The 22,588-nt window shown below is 54.8% G+C and carries 18 protein-coding genes and 1 pseudogene; 10 read left to right on the forward strand and 9 right to left on the reverse strand.

The window, feature by feature from the left end; genetic code table 11:
• Nucleotides 1-313: 313 nt before the first annotated feature.
• Nucleotides 314-3,061, reverse strand: a complete 2,748-nt coding sequence (gene acnA, locus ABNH10_RS05085; protein WP_349384972.1) for an aconitate hydratase AcnA — start codon at nt 3,059-3,061, stop codon at nt 314-316.
• A 163-nt stretch (nt 3,062-3,224) separates the two neighbouring features.
• On the opposite strand from acnA, the gene ABNH10_RS05090 reads away from it, so the two are divergent.
• Nucleotides 3,225-3,386: a hypothetical protein gene (locus ABNH10_RS05090; protein ID WP_349384973.1), complete on the forward strand. Its 162-nt coding sequence runs from the start codon at nt 3,225-3,227 to the stop codon at nt 3,384-3,386.
• Here ABNH10_RS05090 and ABNH10_RS05095 read toward each other — a convergent pair.
• The gene (locus ABNH10_RS05095; protein WP_349384974.1) at nt 3,366-3,881 is read right to left on the reverse strand and encodes a M48 family metallopeptidase; all 516 of its coding nucleotides are present in this window, start codon (nt 3,879-3,881) and stop codon (nt 3,366-3,368) included. The genes ABNH10_RS05090 and ABNH10_RS05095 overlap by 21 nt on opposite strands.
• Nucleotides 3,882-3,980: 99 nt before the next feature.
• Between ABNH10_RS05095 and ABNH10_RS05100 the strand changes: the two genes are divergently transcribed.
• On the forward strand, nt 3,981-4,610 hold the full coding sequence (locus ABNH10_RS05100) for a lysophospholipid acyltransferase family protein (RefSeq protein WP_349384975.1): 630 nt from the start codon (nt 3,981-3,983) through the stop codon (nt 4,608-4,610).
• 1,010 nt (nt 4,611-5,620) lie between these two features.
• Entirely contained in the window at nt 5,621-7,258 is a 1,638-nt protein-coding gene (locus tag ABNH10_RS05105) for a cation:proton antiporter (protein ID WP_349384976.1), read from the forward strand.
• A gap of 3 nt (nt 7,259-7,261) precedes the next feature.
• Here ABNH10_RS05105 and ABNH10_RS05110 read toward each other — a convergent pair whose 3' ends face one another.
• From ABNH10_RS05110 to ABNH10_RS05120, 3 genes are all read right to left on the reverse strand, one after another.
• Nucleotides 7,262-8,050 carry an endo alpha-1,4 polygalactosaminidase gene (locus ABNH10_RS05110; RefSeq protein ID WP_349384977.1) on the reverse strand — a complete coding sequence of 263 codons (789 nt, stop codon included), beginning with the start codon at nt 8,048-8,050 and terminating at the stop codon, nt 7,262-7,264.
• An 841-nt stretch (nt 8,051-8,891) separates the two neighbouring features.
• Nucleotides 8,892-10,322 (reverse strand): aldehyde dehydrogenase family protein, encoded by a 1,431-nt coding sequence (locus ABNH10_RS05115; RefSeq protein WP_349384978.1) that lies wholly within the window; start codon nt 10,320-10,322, stop codon nt 8,892-8,894.
• A 111-nt stretch (nt 10,323-10,433) separates the two neighbouring features.
• Entirely contained in the window at nt 10,434-12,074 is a 1,641-nt protein-coding gene (locus ABNH10_RS05120; protein WP_011587989.1) for an acetolactate synthase large subunit, read from the reverse strand.
• Between the two features lie 363 nt (nt 12,075-12,437).
• Between ABNH10_RS05120 and ABNH10_RS05125 the strand changes: the two genes are divergently transcribed.
• Nucleotides 12,438-14,165, forward strand: coding sequence for an amidohydrolase (locus ABNH10_RS05125; RefSeq protein WP_349384979.1), 1,728 nt, complete (start codon nt 12,438-12,440; stop codon nt 14,163-14,165).
• A gap of 53 nt (nt 14,166-14,218) precedes the next feature.
• Here ABNH10_RS05125 and ABNH10_RS05130 read toward each other — a convergent pair whose 3' ends face one another.
• Nucleotides 14,219-14,434 (reverse strand): hypothetical protein, encoded by a 216-nt coding sequence (locus ABNH10_RS05130; RefSeq protein WP_349384980.1) that lies wholly within the window; start codon nt 14,432-14,434, stop codon nt 14,219-14,221.
• A 280-nt stretch (nt 14,435-14,714) separates the two neighbouring features.
• Here ABNH10_RS05130 and ABNH10_RS16260 point away from each other — a divergent pair.
• The 5 genes and pseudogenes from ABNH10_RS16260 to ABNH10_RS05150 all read left to right on the forward strand — a co-directional run.
• Nucleotides 14,715-15,230, forward strand: a pseudogene (locus tag ABNH10_RS16260) (restriction endonuclease subunit S); the annotation flags it as partial.
• A gap of 9 nt (nt 15,231-15,239) precedes the next feature.
• On the forward strand, nt 15,240-15,407 hold the full coding sequence (locus tag ABNH10_RS05135) for a hypothetical protein (RefSeq protein WP_349384981.1): 168 nt from the start codon (nt 15,240-15,242) through the stop codon (nt 15,405-15,407).
• Between the two features lie 301 nt (nt 15,408-15,708).
• Complete coding sequence (locus ABNH10_RS05140) at nt 15,709-16,953, forward strand: Fic family protein (RefSeq protein ID WP_349384982.1); 1,245 nt, start codon at nt 15,709-15,711, stop codon at nt 16,951-16,953.
• Nucleotides 16,954-17,008: 55 nt separating this feature from the next.
• The gene (locus ABNH10_RS05145; protein WP_349384983.1) at nt 17,009-17,938 is read left to right on the forward strand and encodes a GIY-YIG nuclease family protein; all 930 of its coding nucleotides are present in this window, start codon (nt 17,009-17,011) and stop codon (nt 17,936-17,938) included.
• Between the two features lie 9 nt (nt 17,939-17,947).
• A complete protein-coding gene (locus ABNH10_RS05150) occupies nt 17,948-19,474 on the forward strand; it encodes an Hsp70 family protein (RefSeq protein ID WP_349384984.1) in 1,527 nt (508 codons plus the stop codon).
• 401 nt (nt 19,475-19,875) lie between these two features.
• Here the strand turns inward: ABNH10_RS05150 and ABNH10_RS05155 are convergent, their stop codons facing one another.
• Genes ABNH10_RS05155 through ABNH10_RS05165 form a run of 3 tightly spaced genes read right to left on the reverse strand, consistent with a single transcriptional unit; the run spans nt 19,876 to nt 22,096 of the window.
• Nucleotides 19,876-20,313 (reverse strand): hypothetical protein, encoded by a 438-nt coding sequence (locus ABNH10_RS05155; protein ID WP_349384985.1) that lies wholly within the window; start codon nt 20,311-20,313, stop codon nt 19,876-19,878.
• A 46-nt stretch (nt 20,314-20,359) separates the two neighbouring features.
• Nucleotides 20,360-21,475: an endonuclease NucS domain-containing protein gene (locus tag ABNH10_RS05160; RefSeq protein ID WP_349384986.1), complete on the reverse strand. Its 1,116-nt coding sequence runs from the start codon at nt 21,473-21,475 to the stop codon at nt 20,360-20,362.
• An 18-nt stretch (nt 21,476-21,493) separates the two neighbouring features.
• Entirely contained in the window at nt 21,494-22,096 is a 603-nt protein-coding gene (locus ABNH10_RS05165; protein ID WP_349384987.1) for a restriction endonuclease subunit S, read from the reverse strand.
• A gap of 168 nt (nt 22,097-22,264) precedes the next feature.
• Here ABNH10_RS05165 and ABNH10_RS05170 point away from each other — a divergent pair.
• Nucleotides 22,265-22,588: transposase family protein (locus ABNH10_RS05170; protein ID WP_349384988.1), on the forward strand; the 324-nt coding region annotated here is incomplete at its 3' end.

A 22,588-nucleotide genomic window follows, 5' to 3' on the forward strand; every position in this document is an offset into this window, starting at 1 on the left:
CCCCCTAGTAAATAAATAGCATAACAAAAATTGGACGGCGGGCGCTATGTGCGGTTCGCTCGTTCATGCGGCGCTGCGTCGGCGTTTCGCTGCGTAAGCTGGCTTAGCAGCGCAACAACATACGCGACGCCCCTTAAGAGGGTGCGGCGGGTCTCGGGTTATCATTTTCAGCGTGTCTGTGCCTTCGGTTAAATGCGATCTAACATGACTGCTCCAAACCCAGAAGGCCGCGCCCGGTGTCTGGGCGCGGCCTTCTGGGTTTGGAGCAAGCAACACGGGTTTCCCGCGTTGCTGCATGCTGGGTGAAACGCCTCTATTGCATCATCTGTCTCAACACATAATGGAGGATGCCGCCGTTCTTGTAGTACTGCACTTCCGCTGCGGTATCCAGGCGGGAAAGGGTTTCCACTTTCTGCTCCTTGCCATCGCGGCGGAACACCACGGTGATGGTGTCGCCGGGTTTCAGGTTGTTGTCCAGATCCGGAATATCCACTTCCTCCGTGCCGTCCAGGTTGAGCGTTTTGCGGTCGGTGCCTTCCGGGAATTGCAGTGGTAGCACGCCCATGCCGATCAGGTTGGAACGGTGAATCCGTTCGTAACTTTCAGCGATGACCGCTTTGGCGCCGAGCAGGGTAGTGCCCTTGGCAGCCCAGTCGCGGCTGGAGCCGGTGCCGTATTCTTTGCCAGCGACCACCACGGTGGGGATGCCGTCGTTCTGATAGCGCATGGCGGCGCCGTAGATGGGAACCTCCTCGCCCTGAGGAAAGTGTTTTGTAAAACCCCCTTCGATGTCGGGAGTCATTTCGTTGCGGATACGGATGTTGGCGAAGGTTCCTCGCATCATCACTTCGTGATTCCCTCGACGTGAGCCGTAGGAGTTGAAATCGATGGGTTCCACATCGTGCCCTTGCAGGTAGTGGCCGGCGGGAGAATCCGCTTTGATAGCCCCAGCGGGGGAGATGTGGTCGGTGGTGATGGAATCACCCAGCATCGCCAAGATACGCGCGTTTTTCACTGGTTCTACATCGTCCATCTCGGCGGTCAGGCCGTCGAAGAAGGGTGGATTCTGGATGTAAGTGGAGCTGCTGTCCCAGTCGTAGGTTTGCGAATCCGGGATCGGCAGGCTCTGCCAGATTTCATCACCTTCAAACACGCTGGCGTACTGGTTACGGAACATGTCGTCGTTGATCTTCACCAGTTCCGCTTGAATTTCATCGGAGCTGGGCCAGATGTCTTTCAGGTAAACCGCGTTACCCTCTTTGTCATTGCCGAGGGGGTCGGAATCCAAGTCAATTTTTACGGTGCCGGCCAAGGCATAAGCCACCACCAGTGGCGGAGAGGCTAGCCAATTGGTGCGTACGCTCTGATGAACCCGGCCTTCGAAGTTACGGTTACCGGAAAGCACTGAGGCCACCACCAGGTCGCCGTCGGAAATGGCCTTGTCGATTTCCGGTGGCAGTGGCCCGGAGTTGCCGATGCAGGTGGTACAGCCGTAGCCCACCAAGTCGAAACCGATCTTGTTGAGGGGTTCTTGCAGACCGGTGACATTTAGATAATCGGTAACGACCTTGGAGCCGGGGGCCAGTGAGGTTTTTACCCAAGGTTGGCGGTTCATGCCTTTCTCGGCGGCTTTTTTCGCCACCAGACCGGCGGCTAACATAACGCTGGGGTTTGAGGTGTTGGTGCAGGAGGTGATGGCGGCAATCACCACATCGCCATGGCTTAAATGGTGCTTGTGGCCATCGATGGTGACAGGCACGTCACCGCCGCTGGGTTCTTGGTTGCCGACGGCAGTTTGGCCCCCTTCGCCTTCCAGCTTGCTGATTTCCTCGTCATTGAGTTTGAGCGTCTCGGTGACCACGTCAATGAAGGTGCGTTTGACTGCGGTGAGTGGCACTCGGTCCTGGGGGCGTTTGGGGCCGGCCAGGCTGGGTGCCACATCATTCAGATCCAGCTCCAGTACGTCCGTGAACTCTGGGTCCGGATCGCTGCTGGAGCGCCACAGGCCTTGTGCCTTGCAATAGGCTTCCACCAGCGCAATGGTGTCTTCGTCTCGGCCCGTCAGCTTCATGTACTCGATGGTGCGCTCGTCGATGGGGAAGAAGCCGCAGGTAGCGCCATATTCCGGGGCCATGTTGGCGATGGTGGCGCGGTCGGCCAAGGTCAGATCGGCCAGTCCGTCGCCAAAGAATTCCACGAATTTGCCTACTACGCCACGGCGGCGCAGCATCTCGGTGACGGTAAGTACCAGATCGGTGGCGGTGATACCTTCACGAAGTTTGCCGCTGATTTTGAAGCCGATGACTTCGGGAATCAGCATGGCAATGGGCTGGCCTAGCATAGCGGCTTCGGCTTCGATGCCGCCCACGCCCCAGCCCAGCACACCCAAGCCGTTGATCATGGTGGTGTGGGAGTCGGTGCCCACTAGAGTGTCTGGGTAGGCATAGGTGTTGCCGTCGTCGGATTCGGACGACCACACCCCTTTGGCTAGGTATTCCAGGTTTACCTGGTGGCAGATGCCAGTGCCCGGTGGGACCACGCGGAAGTTGTTGAAGGCTTTTTGGCCCCAGCGCAGGAACTGATAACGCTCCCGGTTGCGCTGATACTCGATCTCCACGTTTTCTTCGAAAGCCTGTGGGTTGCCGAACTTGTCTACCATCACCGAATGGTCGATGACCAGATCTACCGGCGTTAACGGGTTAATGCGGCCAGGGTCACCACCGGCTTTCTTAATGGCATCGCGCATGGCGGCCAGATCGACAACGCCGGGTACGCCGGTAAAGTCCTGCATCAGCACCCTGGCCGGGCGGTAATTGATTTCCTTGTCGGAGCGTTTGTGCTCCAGCCAGCGCATTACGGCTTCAATGTCGGCACCGGAGACGCTGTTACCGTCTTCAAAGCGGAGTAGGTTCTCGAGAAGGACTTTGAGGGAAAAGGGGAGCTTGCTGAGATCACCCCAGCCTTTGTCGGCGACCACATTGATATCGAAGTAATGATAAGTCTTGCCGTTGGCTTGCAGCGTTTTTTTGCTGTTAAGGGTGTCCTGGCCAATCCGTGTCACTACACACCTCCTGGGCTTTGATTGGAGTCCCGCGCTGGCGGATAGAGCGACCACCAGCGGGAACACTGGCGCAGGATCAATACAGCATAGCCACACACCGCGGCACTGATGATCCTGCGTTATGACGTAAAGTCATTTTATACTACGCCCTTATGGCGGGGACATGAAACTGCTGACCCCGGTCTTTGGCGATATCTACGAGTGGGAATGTAAATGCTTGTTGAATGAACAGGTTTTTGACGCTTTGGCGCTGTTGAGGAGGCCTGTGCCGCAGCTGAAGAGGTGCTCGCTGGCGGGTTGGTTTTTACAGGCGTTGTCTGCCTGAGGGCTTGTGTGTGTCTTGCCAAATTAGCCAGAGCCGTGTGTCCAGTTCCAGTTGATGGTAGTCCGGCGCCATGTGCGAACAGAGCTGATAAAACGCCTTGTTGTGGTCCGTTTCTTTGAAATGGGCTAGTTCGTGGACCACGATCATGCGCAGAAAGGCCTCCGGAGCTGTTTTGAATTGGCTGGCGATGCGCAGGCTGTTATGACTGCGCAGTTTGCTACCATGAATGCGGGTTTGCCGGGTATGCATACCTAATGCCTGGCTAAGCGTTTTCAGTTTAGCGTCGTAATAGGCCTTACCCAGAGGCGGGGCTTTGCGAAGGTATTGTTGTTTAAGGCTGGTAGCGTATTGGAACAGGGCCTTGTCGCCTTGAATATCATGCTTTGCGGGATAGCGCTGTTGCAGATACGTCCCCAGTTTTCCCTGATCTAGCAGGGCTTGCGCCTGCTGCTGAATTTGGGTGGGGTAGCCTGTGAGATAACGCAGGGAATTCATGGGCCGATTATCGCTTCGTCAGTGCGTTGGGCATTCATGCCAATGCGGTTTTTGAGTCGCGTGGGTATGATCGCCGCTCTTTTGGTAATGGACAATCCCATGGCGCCTCCCTTGGATTCTGATTATCCCCGTCGGGGCAATGCGTTTTCCCGGTCACTGGCCAGCGGTTTTCTGCGCTTGGCGGGCTGGCGGGTGACCAATACCATGCCGGCGGTGCCCAAGGCAGTGATTATTGGCGGGCCGCATACCTCCAATTGGGATGGTATCTACACCTTGGCGGCGATGATGCAGCTGGGCCTGGACGCCCATGTAATGATCAAGGATAGCGCTTTCAAGGGGCCCTTTGGGGCGATGCTGCGCTGGATGGGGGCGTTGCCCATTGCCCGGCACAAGGCGGGCGGTGTGGTTGAGCAGACCGTGGAGCAATTTACTCGTCGAGATAAGTTGGTGATGGTAGTGGCACCCGAGGGCACTCGAGGGGGGGCGGCACAATGGAAAACCGGCTTTTACCGTATCGCTCAGAAGGCGGGCGTGCCAATTGTGGTAGCCACCGCGGATTACGCAAAAAAAGAAATTACCTTTGCCCGAGTTATTGAACCCTGTGGGGATGTGGAAAAGGATCTGGCCGAAATTTTTGAATGCTATGCGGCTATTCACCCGCGTCATACGGATAAATTATCGGCGCCGTTGAAAGCCATTCGTGATAGAGCGAAGAGCGCTAGACGCTAAAGGCTTGATACTTGTGCGTGTGGCATGCCGGGGCGACCGTGTCGCCCGCAGAGCGGTAAAAACCCTCCCTTTACCGGGAGGGGGGTGTTGCGCTCCTCTCCAATGTTGCCGGAGAGGAGGAGAGATCAGTTACCGGCGCTAGCGTTAGTGTAGCGGCTGTCTGCCACGTTGTTGATCCACTGATCTATCAATGCGGTGGTTTCGCCACGGGGCAACGCTGCGTGGGGTGGCATCACTTTCTGCACCGAGGCGAAAAGAAACGATAGCGCTGCCTGCGCCGTCGGGGTACCAGCAGATGCCCAGCAGATCCTGGCGGCCACAGGAGCCGCCGCCGGTGGCGGTGGTGACAGTTCACTTCCCAGTAGGCACGCATACGGCTTTCGATATCCGCAGCAGAGTCGGCGGTTTCACCGCTGTCATCCGGCACATTCCAGCCTAGAACATGTTTAAGGGTGATTGCTATGCCGTCTCTGCTGCCGCTTCCAGCACAGGTTGTTAGTCTCAGTAAACATAAAAAAGCAGCGCGGATCTGGCGAAGGTATCGCTGAGGTTTTCCATGACGAACCCTTCGCGGGACATATATGGCACTATCGTGCATCTTTATATTTGTACATTTGGGGGTCGGTATAAAGCTGTAATGTTATTGTCAGTGTTAACGATGGTTTATTTTCATAGAGATACAAAAAAAGAAAACGTGGTAGGCCAAGCTTTTCTGCTTTAGCGGGAGAGGAAAAAGCGTTGAAGAGCGGGTTATCCGTGCTTAGGGTCTCTATCCAAGGGGAGTCAACTCGGCTTCATGCTTTCGCTGGATTGCCTCAAGGCGCATGAGCAGGGTGTCTTCCACCTATGGTTGCATGCATTTGTCTGCAGTATAGGGTTCAAGGTAGAAGAACGGCTCAATTTCCTGATTTTCTGTTGGTGGGTGTCTGTTGACGTTCTTTTGATAGGGTAAGCTGAAGGTGTCTGTAATGTTCAGCCGCCCAGGCTCATTTATCAATCCGTGAGGGTGTATGGATTACCAGTATTACGAGTTTGCTGCCTTGCTGCTGGCTTCAACATTGGTTGGCATGCTCGCCGTTCGGCTCAAACAACCGCTGATTGTGGCTTTTATCCTAGTAGGGATTGTGGTCGGGCCTTCCTTTATGGATGCGCTAAGCGCAGATCAACATATCGCGTTGCTGGCGGAGGTTGGGGTTACCATCCTGTTGTTTGTGGTTGGCCTGAAGCTGGATATGCACTTGATCCGACACTTGGGCATGGTGGCCGTGGCCACAGGGCTTGGGCAACTTATTTTCACCATTGTGCTGGGTTTTTGCATAGGCATAGGGCTGGGGTTTGATTGGGTAAATGCGCTTTATATCGCGGTGGCACTGACGTTCTCCAGCACCATCATTATCGTTAAGCTACTGTCTGATAAAAAAGAAATTGATTCGCTCCATGGCCGTATTGCCATGGGTTTTTTGATTGTTCAGGACATCGCCGTGGTGCTGGCGATGATGGTGGTCGGCAGCCTGAGTGCTTCTGCAGGCATAGAAATTGAGAAAACGGGTTTTGTGGTGTTGGCAATTATTGCCAAGCTACTGGCGGCATTGGCCATCGTCGCCCTGATGATGCGTTATATCCTGCCACGAATAATGGACCTTCTCGCTCGTTCCCCTGAGTTGATGCTGATTTTTGCCATCGCGTGGGGCACCTCTGCGGCTGCGTTAGGGGATATGGTTGGCTTTAGTAAAGAGGTGGGTGCGTTTCTAGCCGGTTTCTCCCTGGCATCGACGTCATACCGCGAAGTCATTAATGCCCGGCTAGCGAGCGTTCGGGATTTTTTGTTGTTGTTTTTCTTTATTCATTTGGGCTCGCAGCTCGAGTTTGCCAGTTTGGGGGAAGAGTTAGGGGCAGCTGCCATTTTTTCACTGTTCGTGTTGATTGGTAATCCGTTAGTGGTGATGGCGATCATGGGATATATGGGCTATCGGCGGCGTACCGGTTTTCTAGCCGGCCTGACGGTGGCCCAAATCAGTGAGTTTTCGATCATTTTTGTGGCCATGGGAATTAGTTTGGGACATGTGGGGGAGAATACCCTTGGGCTCATTACGCTAGTGGGAATTATTACCATAACTCTGTCCACGTACATGATTCTTTACTCCCATACCTTGTATGAGAAACTGTCCCCCGCACTTGGTTTTTTTGAGAGAGTAAATCCTTTTCGTGAAGAAAAGGAGCTGGGTAACAATGCTGTGTTGCCACCTGTTCTGGTGTTTGGTTTGGGGCGTTACGGTGGGCGTTTAGTGGAGCGATTCCATGAAAATGGCGTTGAAGTTCTGGCTCTGGATTTTGACCCGGAACTTGTGCGCGTCTACCAGCGGCAGGGTATCCGTGCGAGCTACGCAGATATGGAAAGCCATGAATTTATCGAGCACTTGGACCTGGAAGGGGTTAAATGGTTAATCAGCACCGTGCCCGATGTGAATCTGAATTTGGGCTTAATGAAACTGCTCAAAGACACTCGTTTTGCAGGAGAGCTAGCCGTCACGGTCCATCATGAATATGACGGTGATCTGCTCAAAAAAGCGGGAGTGAAACACGTACTGAGCCCATACCAAGAAGCGGCTGATTATATGGCTCAACGTGTTAAAGATGCATTGAACTAGCCGTTAGAAACAGCTCATACGAAAACTGTCGTCCAGTGCCCAAGGCAAGGTTAGGGACTGGAAATCCAGACTATTCATATGTTGGCAATGGATGGCGTGGCCATCGGGATCTTGACTGTAAGTATAGTCGATGTGAAACACTGGTTTACCCGCCTCCACGAAAGGCAATAGCCGGTGACATTCTTGCCATTGGTGACACGATTCGTTCACTGCAAAATCCACATAGTCGAGCAGGTCTGCGACCTGCTCCACGTCGTTTTTCAGTGATACCGCCAGGCCCATGGATTGAGCCTGGTTAAACAGGAAACGGTTATAATCCAGCTGGCTGTCATAGGTGAGGGGAAAGCCGGTCTGGTTGCTGTAACCATCAACGTTGTCTGGGTCTACTCCGTCGCAACCTTTCTCCGACGCCAGTGTTAGGCGATCCACCATGATGCTGCGGACATTGGTAGAGCGGGTATTCAACCAGCGTTCCCCGGGCCAGTTGTCCAGCTGGCGCCCCTTGTCCGCCGCAGTGAAACGCCCTTCATCTTCTCGCCATTCTTCATAGGTGCCCGCCGAGAAGTAGCAGATTACCTTACGGCCGCTGGCCTGCAGGTCAGTAATGACGGATTGCGGGGTGTCGAATAGATCGAGTATGTACAGGTCGGTCTGGTAACCGGTATTGGTGGTGCCTTGCAGCTGGATCTGCCAGGTGGTTTCCACGGTTGGCTGGTAACGTGGCTGTGCCACATCCTGCGGGTCCAGCATACTGGTAATCGCGCCTGTTAACAGGCCTAGAGATGTACTCATTTGATACCACACCCATACACGCCATAATTTTTTGATTATAAGATGGGTTCAGGCAAAAGAATACGGCGTATCGCATTATTTTGTAACCGGGATAAAAAGCTTGTTTTTTAACGAGAGTGGCCATAGATGGTTTTTGCTGGCCGGTTTTACCGTGTTGTTACCCCCTCCTTTCTCTTTACGGAATAGCTAATGAGTCATCGTATTTTTATTTAGCGCTAAATTACCGTCTTCCCTTGCCAGAAAATAAGCTAATACACGTCACAGACTCAGTAGCGATAAGCCCGACCGTCTCTCAACTCGTGCCTGACAGCGATGGAGAGGGCGTCACAAATGATCGAGATCAATGCCCGAAACCCCAATGGGAGCAAGGGGTGTAGCGGAGGGAGACGCATTAATATTGAGCAAGGATCAATCTGACATTGGGCATCGACTTCACCTTTAACCGTGCGGTGGTTTCTCGGGTCTACGATGCTGACTTAGATTGCTTGGCTGGTATTAGACGGTTTGACTGACAGTGCTGGCGGTGCCTAATTTAATCGGAGACTTTTTCAGCGGCGAGCCATTGCTGTGAAAAAAATAATGATTAACTGTTACCTCATTGATGCTGGCAGAGCTGCTTCCATTGGTACGGCTGAATGGGAGTCAATAGCAAGCAACGCCACAAAAGAATGGCGAGCTGTGAATCGTAGTGTTGAGGCGGTTATTATTGCGTCTCGCGAAATTCCTCACCTTCCAAGATGAAAAAAGCCTGTCTCCGAGTATGGGACGTTGCAGTCAACTGAATACGGCTGTAACGCGTATCGACAGGCTTTGGTTAATGATAGCAGATGATCAGCTGAGCTTACGGTGCGGTACGAATCACCAGTAAACGCTCCTCAGTCATGTCATTGATGGCCCAACGAATGCCTTCGCGGCCCAGGCCTGAGTCTTTCACGCCGCCGTAGGGCATGTTGTCCACGCGCCAGCTGGGCACATCGCCGATCACCACACCGCCCACTTCCAGTTCGTCCCAGGCTTTGTGGGCTTTGTACAGGTCACGGGTGAAGATGCCGGCTTGCAAGCCAAACTTGGACTCGTTAACGGTGTTCAGCGCTTCGTCGAAATTGCTGAAGCGGCTGATGACGGCAACAGGACCGAAGGCCTCTTCTTCCACGATGTTGCTGCCTTTGGGGGCGTTTTCCAGCAGGGTGGCTTCGAGCATGGCGCCTTCGCGCTTGCCGCCCACTAACAGGGTGGCGCCGGCGTCCACGGCTTCATTGACCCAGTTTTCCAGCCGGGTAGCTTCGCCTTCGGAGATCACCGGGCCGATAAAGGTGTCTTCGTCTTTCGGGTCGCCCATTTTCAGGCCGGCGGTTTTTTCCACCAGGCGGGTTTTCAGTTCGTCGTAGATGGCATCGTGAATCAGGATGCGCTGTACGCCGATGCAGCTCTGGCCGGACTGGTAGAAAGCGCCGAAAGTGATGCGCTCCACGGCGTCGTCCAGGTCGGCATCTTCATCCACGATTACCGCGGCGTTGCCGCCCAGTTCCAGGATCACCGGTTTCTTGCCGGCACGGGCTTTCAGGTCCCAGCCCACGTCCGGGCTGCCGGTGAAGCTGAGCAGCTTGAAACGCTCGTCGGTGGTGAACAGGTCGGCGCCTTCGCGATGACAGGGCAAAATGGAAAACGCGCCCTTGGGCAGATCGGTTTCTGCCAGCACTTCACCGATGATGATGGCGCCGATGGGCGTGCGGCTGGCCGGCTTGAGCACAAAGGGGCAGCCGGCGGCGATGGCCGGGGCCACTTTGTGAGCCGCCAGGTTCAACGGAAAGTTGAACGGGGAAATAAACGAGCAGGGGCCGATGGGAACCCGTTTGACCATGCCGCGATAGCCTTTGGCACGGGCGGAAATTTCCAGGTTGGGCATTTCGCCATCGATGCGCACGGCTTCTTCGGCGGCCACGCGGAAAGTGTCGATCAGGCGGCCCACTTCGCCACGGGCGTCCTTGATGGGTTTGCCCGCTTCGATGCACAGCGCTAGGGCCAGTTCTTCAAAGCGCTCTTCAAAGCGCTTAACGCAATGGTAGAGAATCGCCTGGCGTTCGTAAGGGGCCAGTTGTGCCATGGGCTTGGTGGCCTTGTCGGCCGCGTCGATGGCCTTGTCGATAGTGGCGGCATCCGCCATGGCGACACGAGTGGCGACGTCACCGCTGTATTTGTCGGTAACATCCAGATCTTGGTTGGCGAACACAGCTTCGTTGGCCAAGTAGTACGGGTAAGCGTCTTTTAACATGTTGGTTCCTTAATGGCGTTGGTGAGGCCATGAGGTTGGGGCAATCTATGATTTGCTAGCATGGGACACGCAACACACAGGCACGCAAAAGCTTATTGCGTGCTGCGTTGCTCACAACTTGCTGCTGAGTTCGCGGATTTCCCGGTTGAGGATACGGCTGTTGTCACGGTAATCCACCATGCAGTCGATCACGTGTACGCCCCCCTGTTGGTAGCACTCTTCCACCAGCGGGCCCAGGCCGGCAGTGGACTCCACGCGGTGGCCGTTGGCGCCGTAGGCACGGGCATAGGCAACAAAATCCGGGTTCTGGAAGTCCAGGCCGAAGTCTTGGAAGTCCATGTCGTTCTGCTTCCACTTGATCATGCCGTAGCCATCGTCGCGTAAAATCAGCACTACGATGTCGAGCTTCAGGCGTACTGCAGTTTCCAGCTCTTGGCTATTCATCATGAAGCCGCCGTCGCCGACGATGGCCATCACGCGACGGTCCGGGTGTACCATTTTGGCGGCCATGCCAGAAGGAAGGCCGGCGCCCATGGTAGCCAAGGCGTTGTCGAGCAGTACCGTGTTGGGTTTGGTCGCTGGGTAGTTACGGGCAAACCAGATTTTGTACATGCCGTTATCTAGGGTCAGGATCCCGTCTTCCGGCATGATCTTGCGTATCTCGTCCACCAGACGTTGCGGGCGGATCGGGAAGCTATCGTCCTGTATGCCTTCATGGATGTGTTTTTGCAGCGCATCGCGGATACGGTGGAAATCCGAGAAGCTCCAATGTTCTTGGGGGGCCAAGCGTTCTTTAAGCTGCCACAGGCTGTTGGCAATGTCGCCGACCACTTCAATTTGGGGAAAGTAGACCGGGTCTACCTGGGCGGAGTTGAAGTTGATGTGAACCACTTCGGCCCCGCCGGGGCGCATAAAGAAGGGCGGCTTTTCCACCACGTCGTGGCCCACGTTGATGATCAGGTCGGCCTGGTCGATGGCGCGATGCACGAAGTCGCCGGAGGACAAGGCGGTGTTACCCAGGAAGTGTGGGCCGGTTTCATCAACCACGCCTTTACCCATCTGGGTGGTGATCACCGGGATGCCCAGCTTCTCCACGAACTGGCGCAGCATTTTACTGGTCAGCTTACGGTTGGCACCGGCACCGGCCAGTAGCAGCGGTTTGCGAGCGCCCTTAATTGCCTCGATGGCCTTGCAGATGGCCTTGTCTTCAGCGATAGGCCGGCGGGTAGCGCTGGGCTCCGTTACCGGCATGGTGGAGTGTTCGCGGGCAATATCTTCCGGCAGTTCCAGGTGAGTAGCGCCGGGACGCTCTTCTTGGGCCAGGCGGAACGATTCGCGGATACGGGTGGGGATGGAGTCGCCACTGACAACTTGTTTAGTGAACTTGGTGAGTGGGCGCATCATGTCGACCACGTCGATGATTTGGAACTGGCCTTGCTTGCTGGTTTTGATCGGCTTTTGGCCGGTGATCATGACCATGGGCATGGCCCCGAGTTGGGCGTAGGCGGCGGCAGTGACCAAGTTGGTGGCACCGGGACCCAAGGTGGACATACAAACGCCGGCTTTGCCGGTGAGTCGACCATAGGTGGATGCCATGAAGCCGGCAGCTTGTTCGTGGCGGGTGATCACCAGCTCAATGTTGGAGCCGCGCAGGGACTCCAGCAGATCGAGGTTCTCTTCACCGGGAATGGCAAACACATGTTCAACCCCTTCTGCTTCCAGGGCGCGAACGAACAAATCCGATGCTTTCATGACTCTTTGTCTCCAGTTGGTCCCGTTGTTGGCTTGTGGCCTTGCCGGGTTCCACGATGCGTGGCGATAAAATTATCACCGCGTGTGATGCAAAGATGATGCCGCTTTTTCTTTGTTCTGGTGCATATAAGGTGCGCGAAAAAGGTGCGATATCTCTAGGTTCGGCTTCACTATAGCGCGCCGAACAGGCAAGCCGGTATGGGGTTAACGAATCTGTTTGATTGAAAAAGGCGATGAGAGCAGAAGGGTTTTGGCCTTAGAGGCAGCAGGCTTGTTCTCTGCGGTGGAGAAGGGCAGAGTCTGCCCATAATGAGTGAAGGCTTGCGGGCGGCTAAACGCGCCGGCCAGCATAGAGAGAGAGTTATGAAGAAAGTCGGGTTGTGGGTTGTGGTAGCGGTAATCGCCTTACTGATATTAACCGGGGTAGGGGTTCATCGTTGGTTTAATCCGCCCTCGCCGGCGGCCCAATTGTTCTTCAATGGCACGGTACTGACCATGGACCCACAGCGGCCAGTAGCGGATGCGATGCTGGTTAGGCATGGTGAAATCGTTGCGCTGGGTGAGGCCGAGGTGCTGCGTAAGCAGGTTAGTCGCGATGTGATGGTGGTCGACCTGGAAGGCGGTACGCTAATGCCTGGGTTTATTGAAGCGCATGGGCATTTCCCCGGTGAAGGGTTATCGGCAGTGGCGGTGGATGCCAACAGTCCTCCCATCGGCGATTTGCACAGCATAGACACTTTACTGGAGCGCTTGGGCCTTTTGGCGCAGCGTCGCTCAGAAGGGGCGCTGCTTGCCTACGGTTTTGACCACACGGCTATCACTGAGCAACGTTACCCCACCCGCTCTGAGCTGGATTCGGTGAGCGAGACGCGACCGATTGTGGTGATGCATCGCTCCGGGCATTTTGGGGTCGTTAATTCCGCCGCGCTGAGCAGTATGGGGATCAAGGAAGAGGTCACAGATCCTGCGGGTGGTTTTTATGGGCGCGATGAAACCGGGCGGCTCAATGGTTTGCTAGCAGAAACGGCGTTTAATCCAGTGCGTAGCAAGGCATTGGCGTTAGCAAGCATGGACACTTTAAAGGTGGTGTCCCGGGCATCGCATATCTATCTGTCCCGAGGCATTACTTTTGCGCAGAATGGATTGGCGGGCCCGGCCGCGATCCGGGCTTTGGAGCCGGCGCTACAGTTCGGACTAATTCCGCTGCGCTTGAGTGTCTGGCCCAACGCGGAAGCGGAACAACAGCGCCAGTCTGGAAAACTCGACATTCCGGAGGGCGACCGCATTCACCTTGGCCCGGTGAAACTGGTCAGCGATGGTGCGCTGCAAGGCTATAGTGGTTTTCTCAGCGCGCCGTATTATTCGTTGCCGGATGATTACCCTGAGGACTATTTGGGTTTCCCCACGCTATCCCAGCAGGCGCTCAATGATCAGGTGCAACAGTTTCATTGTCAGGGCCGCCAGGTGGCCGTGCATGCCAATGGCGATGCCGCCATTGAGCAGAGCCTGAATGCCATCGCCGCTGCACGATCCGCTTGTCCGCAGGCGCGGGTGCAGCCGGTATTGATTCATGCACAAATGGCCACCCCGGAGCAGCTGGAAAGGATGGTGGCACTGGATGTGATCCCCTCTTTCTACAATATCCATGTGTATTACTGGGGCGATCGCCACCGAGATATTTTCCTGGGGCCGGAGCGAGCACGGCGGATAAGTCCGCTGGCACAAGCGGCACAAGCCGGGTTGCGTTTTACCCTGCATGCTGATTCCCCGGGGGTACCGTTTGAGCCGTTGCAGCTGGTGTGGAACGCGGTTGAACGCAAGACCGCCTCTGGCGCTTTGTTGGGCCCGGAGCAAGCAGTGGACGTGGAGCGGGCTTTGCAGGCGGTGACAGTAGACGCGGCTAAACAGCTTGGGGTGGCCGATCAGGTGGGGCAGTTGCGCCCGGGAATGCGTGCGGACTTGGTCTGGATGGATCGTGATCCACGGGAAGCGATCAGTGACTGGAGGGAGATCCAGGTGCTGGGCACTTGGGTGGGAGGTGTACGCCGCTACCCGAGCGGGGAGGCGGAGCGGCCAAGGTCAGCGATGTAGCCCTTTATGCAGAGCGCGGGTTTAGGCGCTCTGCGCAAAGAGCCCGAATAGCGCTAGTGCCAAGTCCCTTCTAAATTCTCACATTGATCGAGGAATTCCTCGGCACTCATTTCTATCGTGTCCGTCGGGTCAAGGTGTGATGCCACTTGCTCTTTCAGTTGCCCGACCACTTTTGACATGACTGTCAGGGTTTCTTCCACCTGTTCAATTGTCTCCAACAGATCTTCGGCTTCTTGCTGGTAATCATCTCTGTCGTCGTAATCGCTCATGCGAAGCCTCCTGCGGTTGGGATGAGCCCTGATACAGGCTCGTTCCCATGTTGCCAATGATGGTGACGTAAAACAAACGGCATTTCCCCGAAATTGCTGAAAGTTTGAGCGCTTGTGATGAAATGTCTCCGGATTTTCGCAAGCGACATTCAGTTCTCTTGTCCGTGCTTGCTTGGGCAGAGTGGTCAAGTAAGCCAGGAAATGGAAGCGAGAATAAAGCTTTTGAAAGAAGCCGCTAGCGATGGGTGGATGGTTTTTGTAAGAGCATGCTTGCAAGCGAATAGGCGCGTGCGAGAAGGGCCGTTTTCGCAAGTACGCTTCTGCTAAGAAAAAAGAACCAAGAAAAAGGGGGCATCCTGAAGAGGAAACCGTTGAACTCCCGTATCTTCGAGTAGCAAATGTTCAGAATGGACACTTCAACCTTAATACAGTCCATACAGTAGAGGTCGCAGAGAAAGAAGTTGAACGCTACCTTCTTAAAGAGGGGGACGTATTAATGAATGAGGGCGGTGATAACGATAAGTTGGGGCGTGGGGCTGTATGGAATGCTGAAATATTTCCTTGTCTCCATCAGAACCACGTTTTTGCTATTAGGCCTGAGCGGGGACTATCTTCGGAATGGCTGGCTGTCTTCACTCAATCCGAATCGGCGCGAGCGTATTTCTATCTGCACTCAAAGCAAAGCACAAATCTAGCCTCAATTTCATCCAGTAACGTTATGTCCTGCTGGATTCCTATGCCGCCAGAGAATGAACAGGGTGAGGTCATAGGGAGACTTAAAAAATCGACCCAAAAGATTGAAGAAATGATCTTGGCCTCTCAGAAGGGCATTCGGTTACTGGGTGAGCGCCGATCTGCCCTTATTTCCGCCGCCGTCATCGGAAAAATCGACGTAAGAGATTGGCAGCCCAGCGAGTCCGCCAGCCCGGAACCCGTATTGCAAGCCGCAGAAGAGGCGGCCAGCTATGGGTGAAGGCCTGGCGGTGGTTAATGGGTTTTTGTAGGAGCGTGCTTGCACGCGAACGGTTCACCTTTGCGCCCAACTCGCGTGCAAGCGAACGGCCCCCCCGCACCCGCTAATTCGCTCGCAAGCACGCTCCTACAAAAAACGTTGATGGCTTACTTTGTTCGGTCTTTTGCTCTGCTTAACCGTTGACTGGTCGGCATCCGGCCATGGAACCGGACATTAAACCGGCCATATCTCAGTCGAAATTACCCTTATTTTTTATGTAACTTTGTGCTATACAAGGGAAAACACCTTTCGGGAAGCGGACATGGAACCGGACATTAAGGCGAGAAAAGCTGCAGAGAAAGAAGCAGGGAACGCGACGCCAGAGGATCGGGAGGAAAGCGTTTCCAACATGGAACCCATGCGGTTTGCAGCGGGTTCACCACGCCGTGCGTCGTTGTCGGAGCTGGCCTTTCAGCTGGGGACTCGCTCTACCGGGTTCAAAAACAGCCTGCCGCCGGGCGTGGTTGCCGCGCTGTCGGAGCTGGTGCGGACCATGAACTGCTATTACTCCAACCTGATCGAGGGGCATAACACTCACCCGGTGGATATCGAGCGGGCGCTGCACGGCGATTATAGCGATGACAAGCGAGCGCGGGATTTACAGAAGGAGGCCCAGGCCCATGTGGCGGTTCAGCAGTGGATTGATGAGGGCGGGCTCGATGGGCGCGTGATCACCGCTGAGGGCATCTGTGAGATTCACCGCCGCTTCTATGAGCAGCTTCCCGATGAGCTGTGCTGGGTAGACGACCCGGAGTCCGGTGAGCGTCACCGGGTGGAGCCGGGAGAACTGCGCACTCGCGATGTGCAGGTGGGCAAGCATGTGGCCATTAGCTCCGGTGCAGTGCCGCGTTTTCTTGGCCGCTTTGAAGAGGCCTACGGCAACCTGGGCAATCAGGAGACTATTGTCTCGGCGGCGGCAGCTCATCATCGCCTGCTGTGGATTCACCCCTTTATGGATGGCAATGGGCGGGTGGTGCGCCTGTTGTCCTACGCCATGCTCAGGCAATCCATGGAGACCGGGGGGCTATGGTCCGTGGCGCGAGGGCTGGCCCGGCAAAATGACCGGTACAAAGCGCACCTGATGGCCTGTGATCAGCCTCGCCAGGGTGTCACGGACGGCCGTGGTGCCCGCAGTGAAAAGGCCATGGCGGAGTTCTCCGCATTCTTTTTGGAATCCTGTATTGATCAGGTCCGTTTTATGGAGGAGCTGGTGCAGCCGGGCCGGCTTCGCGAGCGTATTCGGCTGTGGGTGGAAGAAGAAATCCGCATGGAGGCCTTGCCCCAGCATGCCGGCAATGTGCTCGACGCTATTCTCTATCGCGGTGAACTGCCCCGTGGAGAAGTGCCAGTGATCGTTGGCAAGGGCGATCGCCAGGCGCGCCGGATTGTCTCTGCCCTGCAGGAGGCCGGCGTTGTTACCTCAGCCAGTACCCGTGCGCCGCTGAAAATCGCCTTCCCGGCACGGCTGGCCGAGCGCTGGATGCCGGGTTTGTTTCCGGGGAAATGAAGGGCACAGTAAGTTCCCCTCAATAAGAAGAATTGATAATGGAAAAGGACATCCCATGACACAAGGCCGCAGTATTCGATTGTTTCTGGTAGACGGCACCCCCAATGGCCTACTTTCTGCCGAGATTATGAACTGGACCGGCCATGTGCTTACCGGTCCACGCTCCAAACTTAGCGAACTGGTGCCGCGCCCGGAAGTGGGGCGCACGGGCATCTATTTTTTGGTGTGGCCAGACCCGGATAACAGCTTTCGCTCGTTAGTTTATATCGGCGAATCCGACGATGTGGGTAAGCGCCTCAAGCAGCACAATAGACCGGAGGGGCAAGGCGGTAAGGATTTTTGGGAAAAAGTCTGCTTGGTTACCAGCAAAGACCAAAACCTGACCAAGGCCCATGTTAAACACCTGGAGAGCCTGCTGATCCAAAATGCTCGCGACGTGGCGCGCTGCACCTTGGTCAACGGTACCGCCCACGACTATATCAATCTGCCGGAAGCGGACCTGGCCGACATGGCCTTCTTTCTGGAACAGATCCGCACCGTGCTGCCGGTGCTGGGGTTCGACTTCCTCCGCGACAGCACACGCCCTGCCAGCCAGCCCAAGACACAACCAGCAGAACCGCAGGAATCTCCTTATTTTGTGCTGGAACTGCCTAAACACAATATCAAGGCTCGTGGCCAGGAAGTGGATGGCGAATTTTTTGTGCTGCAGGGCTCGTTGGCGAGGGAAGAGTGGGTAGGCGCTGATGGTGGCTATAAAACGCTGTTTAACCAACTCGTCGAGGATGGCGTCCTCACTCCTAGCCGTAACGGGCTAACGACTTTTACTGCCGACCAGTCCTTCTCCAGCCCCAGCGCCGCTGCCGCCGTCATCTCCGGCCGCAGCGCCAATGGCCGGACGCAGTGGACGGTGGAAGGAGCCGGAAAGACCTATGGGGATTGGCAGGATGAGCAGGTGTCAGCCAGTACCGGGCAGAATCAGGATTAAGGAATAAGCATGAAAATCGGTTTTGATTTTGGTACTAGCTTTTCGGCATTGGCAGTCTATCGAGATGGAGAGATTCACCGGATCATGTTTGATGGTGAGCCGCAATTTCGAACGGCGATCTACTTTCCTCCTTATGCTCCAAGTGCAGATCTATTTAATGCAGATGATCACCACGCCGAAATAGCCTCTATTCGTTCGGCCCTGGCTCGCTCAGAGACTGAGGCCAAAGAAAATTACAGTGACAGGGTGAGAGAAGAAAAAGTCAGGGTTGCTAGCCAGGCCAGGAATGATCCTGCTGGTTATAACGCGGATAGGCAGCTGTCTCCGAAGTATCAACGGATGTTGAACGACGCCATTACCCGCATTCCGGAGCCTGTAGAAACGACGCCAGCAGAAAAGGATAAGCGCGCAATTGAAACAGCCCGCAGACAATGGCTTGAATCAGAAGCAGGTAAAGACCGCGTTCTTGGGAATCTGGAGGAAAGCCAGCTTGAAGGCGCGTTGTTTGGCAATGAGGCAGTTGATGCCTACCTGAATAATGATCGCAAGGGACTTTTGCTCTACAACCCTAAGGCTTTTCTTGCTCATGATTTGTCTTCCAGGCTCTCGGCACCTCTGGAAAGAGCAATTGGCAGCTTGTTCAGGAAGGTTGTTGGTGCCGTAGAAGAGCAATTTCAGGGAGAGCAAGTAACAGGGGTTGTTATCGGGCGTCCCGTTAACTTCGGGAAAAAGCAGAGTGATGTGGAAAATGATCGGGCTATTTCGATTATTACCCATGCAGCTGAGCTTGCCGGCATGTTCAATGTTTCTTTCATGTATGAGCCTAGTGCTGCGTCCTACCAATTCCACGTTTCTCAAGATACTCCTCGTAAGGTTCTGGTGGTTGATCTAGGCGGTGGTACGGCGGATTTGTCGTTAGTGACCCTTGGCGGTGCTGAGCCCGCTCCAATTCCTCATCGGCAGCAGGGCTATCTGCTAGGGGGGAATGACGTAGATCGTGAGCTCAACAAGAAGGGGTATATGCCCTTCTTTGGAAAGGGCCAGGAGGTGAGGGGCATCCCTGCGTTGAACTCCTATTTCGCCTATGCCGCTAACGTTCAGCATATTGAGTACCAGAAAAAATTTATTGAGACGGATCTTCGCCTGGTGCCGGAGCCATTCAGGGGGCGCCTGAATCACCTCAAAAAATCCGGTAATACCATTCGATTAAACAGGTTGGCCGAAGAGAGCAAGATTGAGCTGGGGCAGAAAAGTCGCAGCCGAAAGGTGATCGACTTTATCGGTGAAGAGCATGGGGTCGATATTGATGGCGTTATCTATGCTGATGCGATGGCTCGATATCTAGAGAAGCTCAAGGTTCTGCTGCAGGAGTTTTCTGATGAAGACTTCGATATGGTGTCTCTTACGGGCGGTATGAGCCGTGCAAAAGGCGTCAAGGAACTGGTCGAAAGGGTTTTTCCAGACAAGGATGTTCAGAGCTCAGAGTCTACCCTTGATGTTGTCTCGGGGTTGGCGATTTACGCGGCTCAGCAATAATTTAGGGGAAGTGATAATTGCTGGCAGCCGAGAAGCACTTCTTCAGCTGTACATCATCGACTAGATGATGCCAGCGGGATGGCTAACCGGCCCGGCCCAGCCTTCTTTTGGTAAGGTGCTCACACTGTACCGAAATTGTACCTTTGAGAGAAATTGATTGGTGCCAGGCTAAATGGCTGAAGGGGAATTTTCGTTACAGCTTTATTATCCTCCTGATTTAAAAGGAAAAAATAAAGCGTTTGCCCACCAGGACTTGAAAGGGCTAGTTAAGTTGTTGTCATGTATGGAGTTAGCCGGTTTTAATTATTGATTATACCCCCATAAATACCCCCAGAAGTCTTTTCTAGGCGTTTTGTGTATTTTTGAAGCTTTGTACGGGGTAGGCTGCTTGCTCTGCCGTTTCAGGACAATTTGATCGCGTTTACGTCGATTGAGGCAACCACGCCTGGTGGTGTCATTTGCTCAGTGAATCTGGCTCCGGGCATGTATCGGAGTTGTTCATAGGTGCCTTTCAGAAAAGGGCGGATCTCGTTGCCAATGAGTGACGCCATCTCTCGGACAAAACCTTCGAAGCTACCGTCACAACATTCAATCAGTGTCTCGCCTATTTGGGTGAGCTGGGCAAGTAGGTGCGGATCAGTGGTGGCGGTGGCCAGGGCCCTTTGCGCCTGCTCAGCGAGGTCATCAAGGTACTGGTCGTAAGCTCGGGAAAGGCTTTTTCGTTGGCTAATAGCGGCATCAATTTCGTCAGTGACGTCTTTCCCGTTCACCCGAATGCGGGATGTCTTATCCTGCTTGGGTTGAGGGGAAACAATGTACTTGCCTGGCTCTTCACTCATGTCCGGCCACCTCCCCAAAACGGTGTGGTATGCGAGTGTCGCGGAGCTACGTTACAGGATTCTGGGTTGTGGCCCAAACCTGCTTTAGCCGCTCAACGGTGTGTGACCACTTGGCTGTTGTGGGTTTGCAGACTGAGTTCTGATTGCCGAACAGTCCTGTTTCGGTGAAGGCTTGGCTGGCAGGGACTGAATGCTCCCAGCGGACCGGGACCACGTATTCGGTGGTGTCGTCCGGTTCGGCGGCGAGGGCTTTGTAGTTGACCGGGCTGTCCAGCTCGGTGAGTGGTGTGCCGTCGATGGTGAAATCAGCCAGTGGCATGCGCTCACCGGTGACAATGCCGACGCCGACGTAGCCGGTGCGGGGAATGTTTACCCACACGCGGTCGCCTTCAGAGAGCATGTTGAGGGTGTTGGAGTACCAGGTGCCGCCGCCGGCGCTGATGAAGCCGTAGCGTCGGGCATCGTCCCAGTCTCGGCGGTGATCGGCGCCGAAGGAGACGTAGAATTCGCCGTTCCAGGGTTCGCGCACGCCACGGGTGGTGGCCAGGTGCTGAGTTTCCTGGGGGTCGATCATCCAGGCGCGGGACAGATAGCGCTGGTCGCCGTCGCTGAAGGCGGAGAAAAAGACCGCATTGATACCGACGCCGTGGCGATCGTTCAGGTAATTGATAATCCGCTCGGTGCTGGCGTCCAGTTCGGAGGCGACGATAACCATCTGGTGAGATTCGTTCAGCTCCACGTCTGACAAGGGCAGGCCAAATTTAGCCAGGAACGCTGTGTCCAAGCTGCTGTTCGGGAGTTGATGGCGGGTGGCGAAATCCACATAGCAATCTACCAGGTCCGAATCTTCCAGGGTTTCCACCCAGGAGGCGTAGTCGATGGTTTGGGCCACCACATCACGGGGCGTCTTGTCGCGCTTGAGCTCGATGATGATCACGCTGCCGTTGGCATCCAGCGCCAGTAGGTCGATGCGCTTGTCGAAAGCGGTGCGCACCTGCCGGCCAATCAGCAGCCAATCTCCGTTGAGAATAGAGACATCCTGAACTATCAGCTCTTCCAGCTGGTTTTCATCGTCCAGCCGAGCGGTGCTGAGGCGTTGTGGAGTAGCGATCTCACTGCTCGTAGCCGGGTTGATGCGCCAAATGCCTTGTTGGATTGCCATGGTTTCTCCCCTAGGTCCTCATTGAAGGGCGTTTTCGACAATGGTTTCAGCCAGTTGGCAGCGGATTACGCTAGCTTTACTGATGTATTCTCTTAGTCGGTCGCAGTGAGTCATCAGTTGATCTACTTTTTGGATAATCCGATGTTGTTCGTCCGCTGGTGGAAGTGCTACAACATACTTGCGCATGTCGCCGACATTGACGTGTTTGGCGCCTATTCCCTTATGTAGGGATAGCAGGACATCTAGTGCGAGCGGATTCGAAAGAGTTAATCTAAGGAAGTTTGGCTCTGAAAAACTTGATGGCCGAAAAAGCATTACTCTCTGCCCAAGACAGCACTCCACTTCATTAGGTATTACAACAGATTCGCCAACACTGCCTTCCCGGGAAAAAATAATGTCATTAGGCAAGGGCTTTAATCGAGCGTTCCTATTTTCAAACGTGTCATCAGATACATACCTAAATTTGGTCTTATCCAGCTCCCCGCCTTTAAAAGAATTGGTATCTAAGCAGAGGCGGCCTTGATCAATAAATTTTGGTGTTGAGTGTGGACAGTCAACTATAGTGAGGAAGACGTCCTCAAGCCTAGCCCATGCCCAGCCATCCGGTAAGTCAAAAAGCATTTCTTCTTTACTAATAGAGGAATGTGCTTTCTGCTTTTTTATGGAGCCGAGGGCGATAAGGTGCTTTTTTTCGGTTCATCGCGGATTAGAGTGAAATAGGTATGGGCGGACAGTGCCCCGAGTTAAGTTGTTTGTGCGACCAAGCAACACAACAAGGACACTGCCGCCATGCCAGATGCTACGTTTCCGTGGACTGGCTGGGAAGGATTTCTTCCTGGCCATTTCTCCCGCCTTTCGGCCTCTGAGTGCCTGATTCAGCTGCAGCCAGACCCCAGTTACACCCCTCACTGTAGTGGCTGCCTACAAGCCTGCTCCTTGATTCATGATGTCAATGTGCGCCGCATTCGGGATCGGGATTTGTTTGAGTATCGAACCTGGCTTGAGGTGCCGGTAAGACGACTTCGCTGCCCTCGCTGCGGTGTCCGCCGTGAAGCCCTGAGCTGGTTGTCCGTCTATTCCCGCCTTACTGAGCGATTGCGCCAGCAGGCGGAG

It is taken from the genome of Alcanivorax sp., from assembly GCF_040119285.1.
Classification (GTDB): Bacteria; Pseudomonadota; Gammaproteobacteria; order Pseudomonadales; family Alcanivoracaceae; genus Alcanivorax.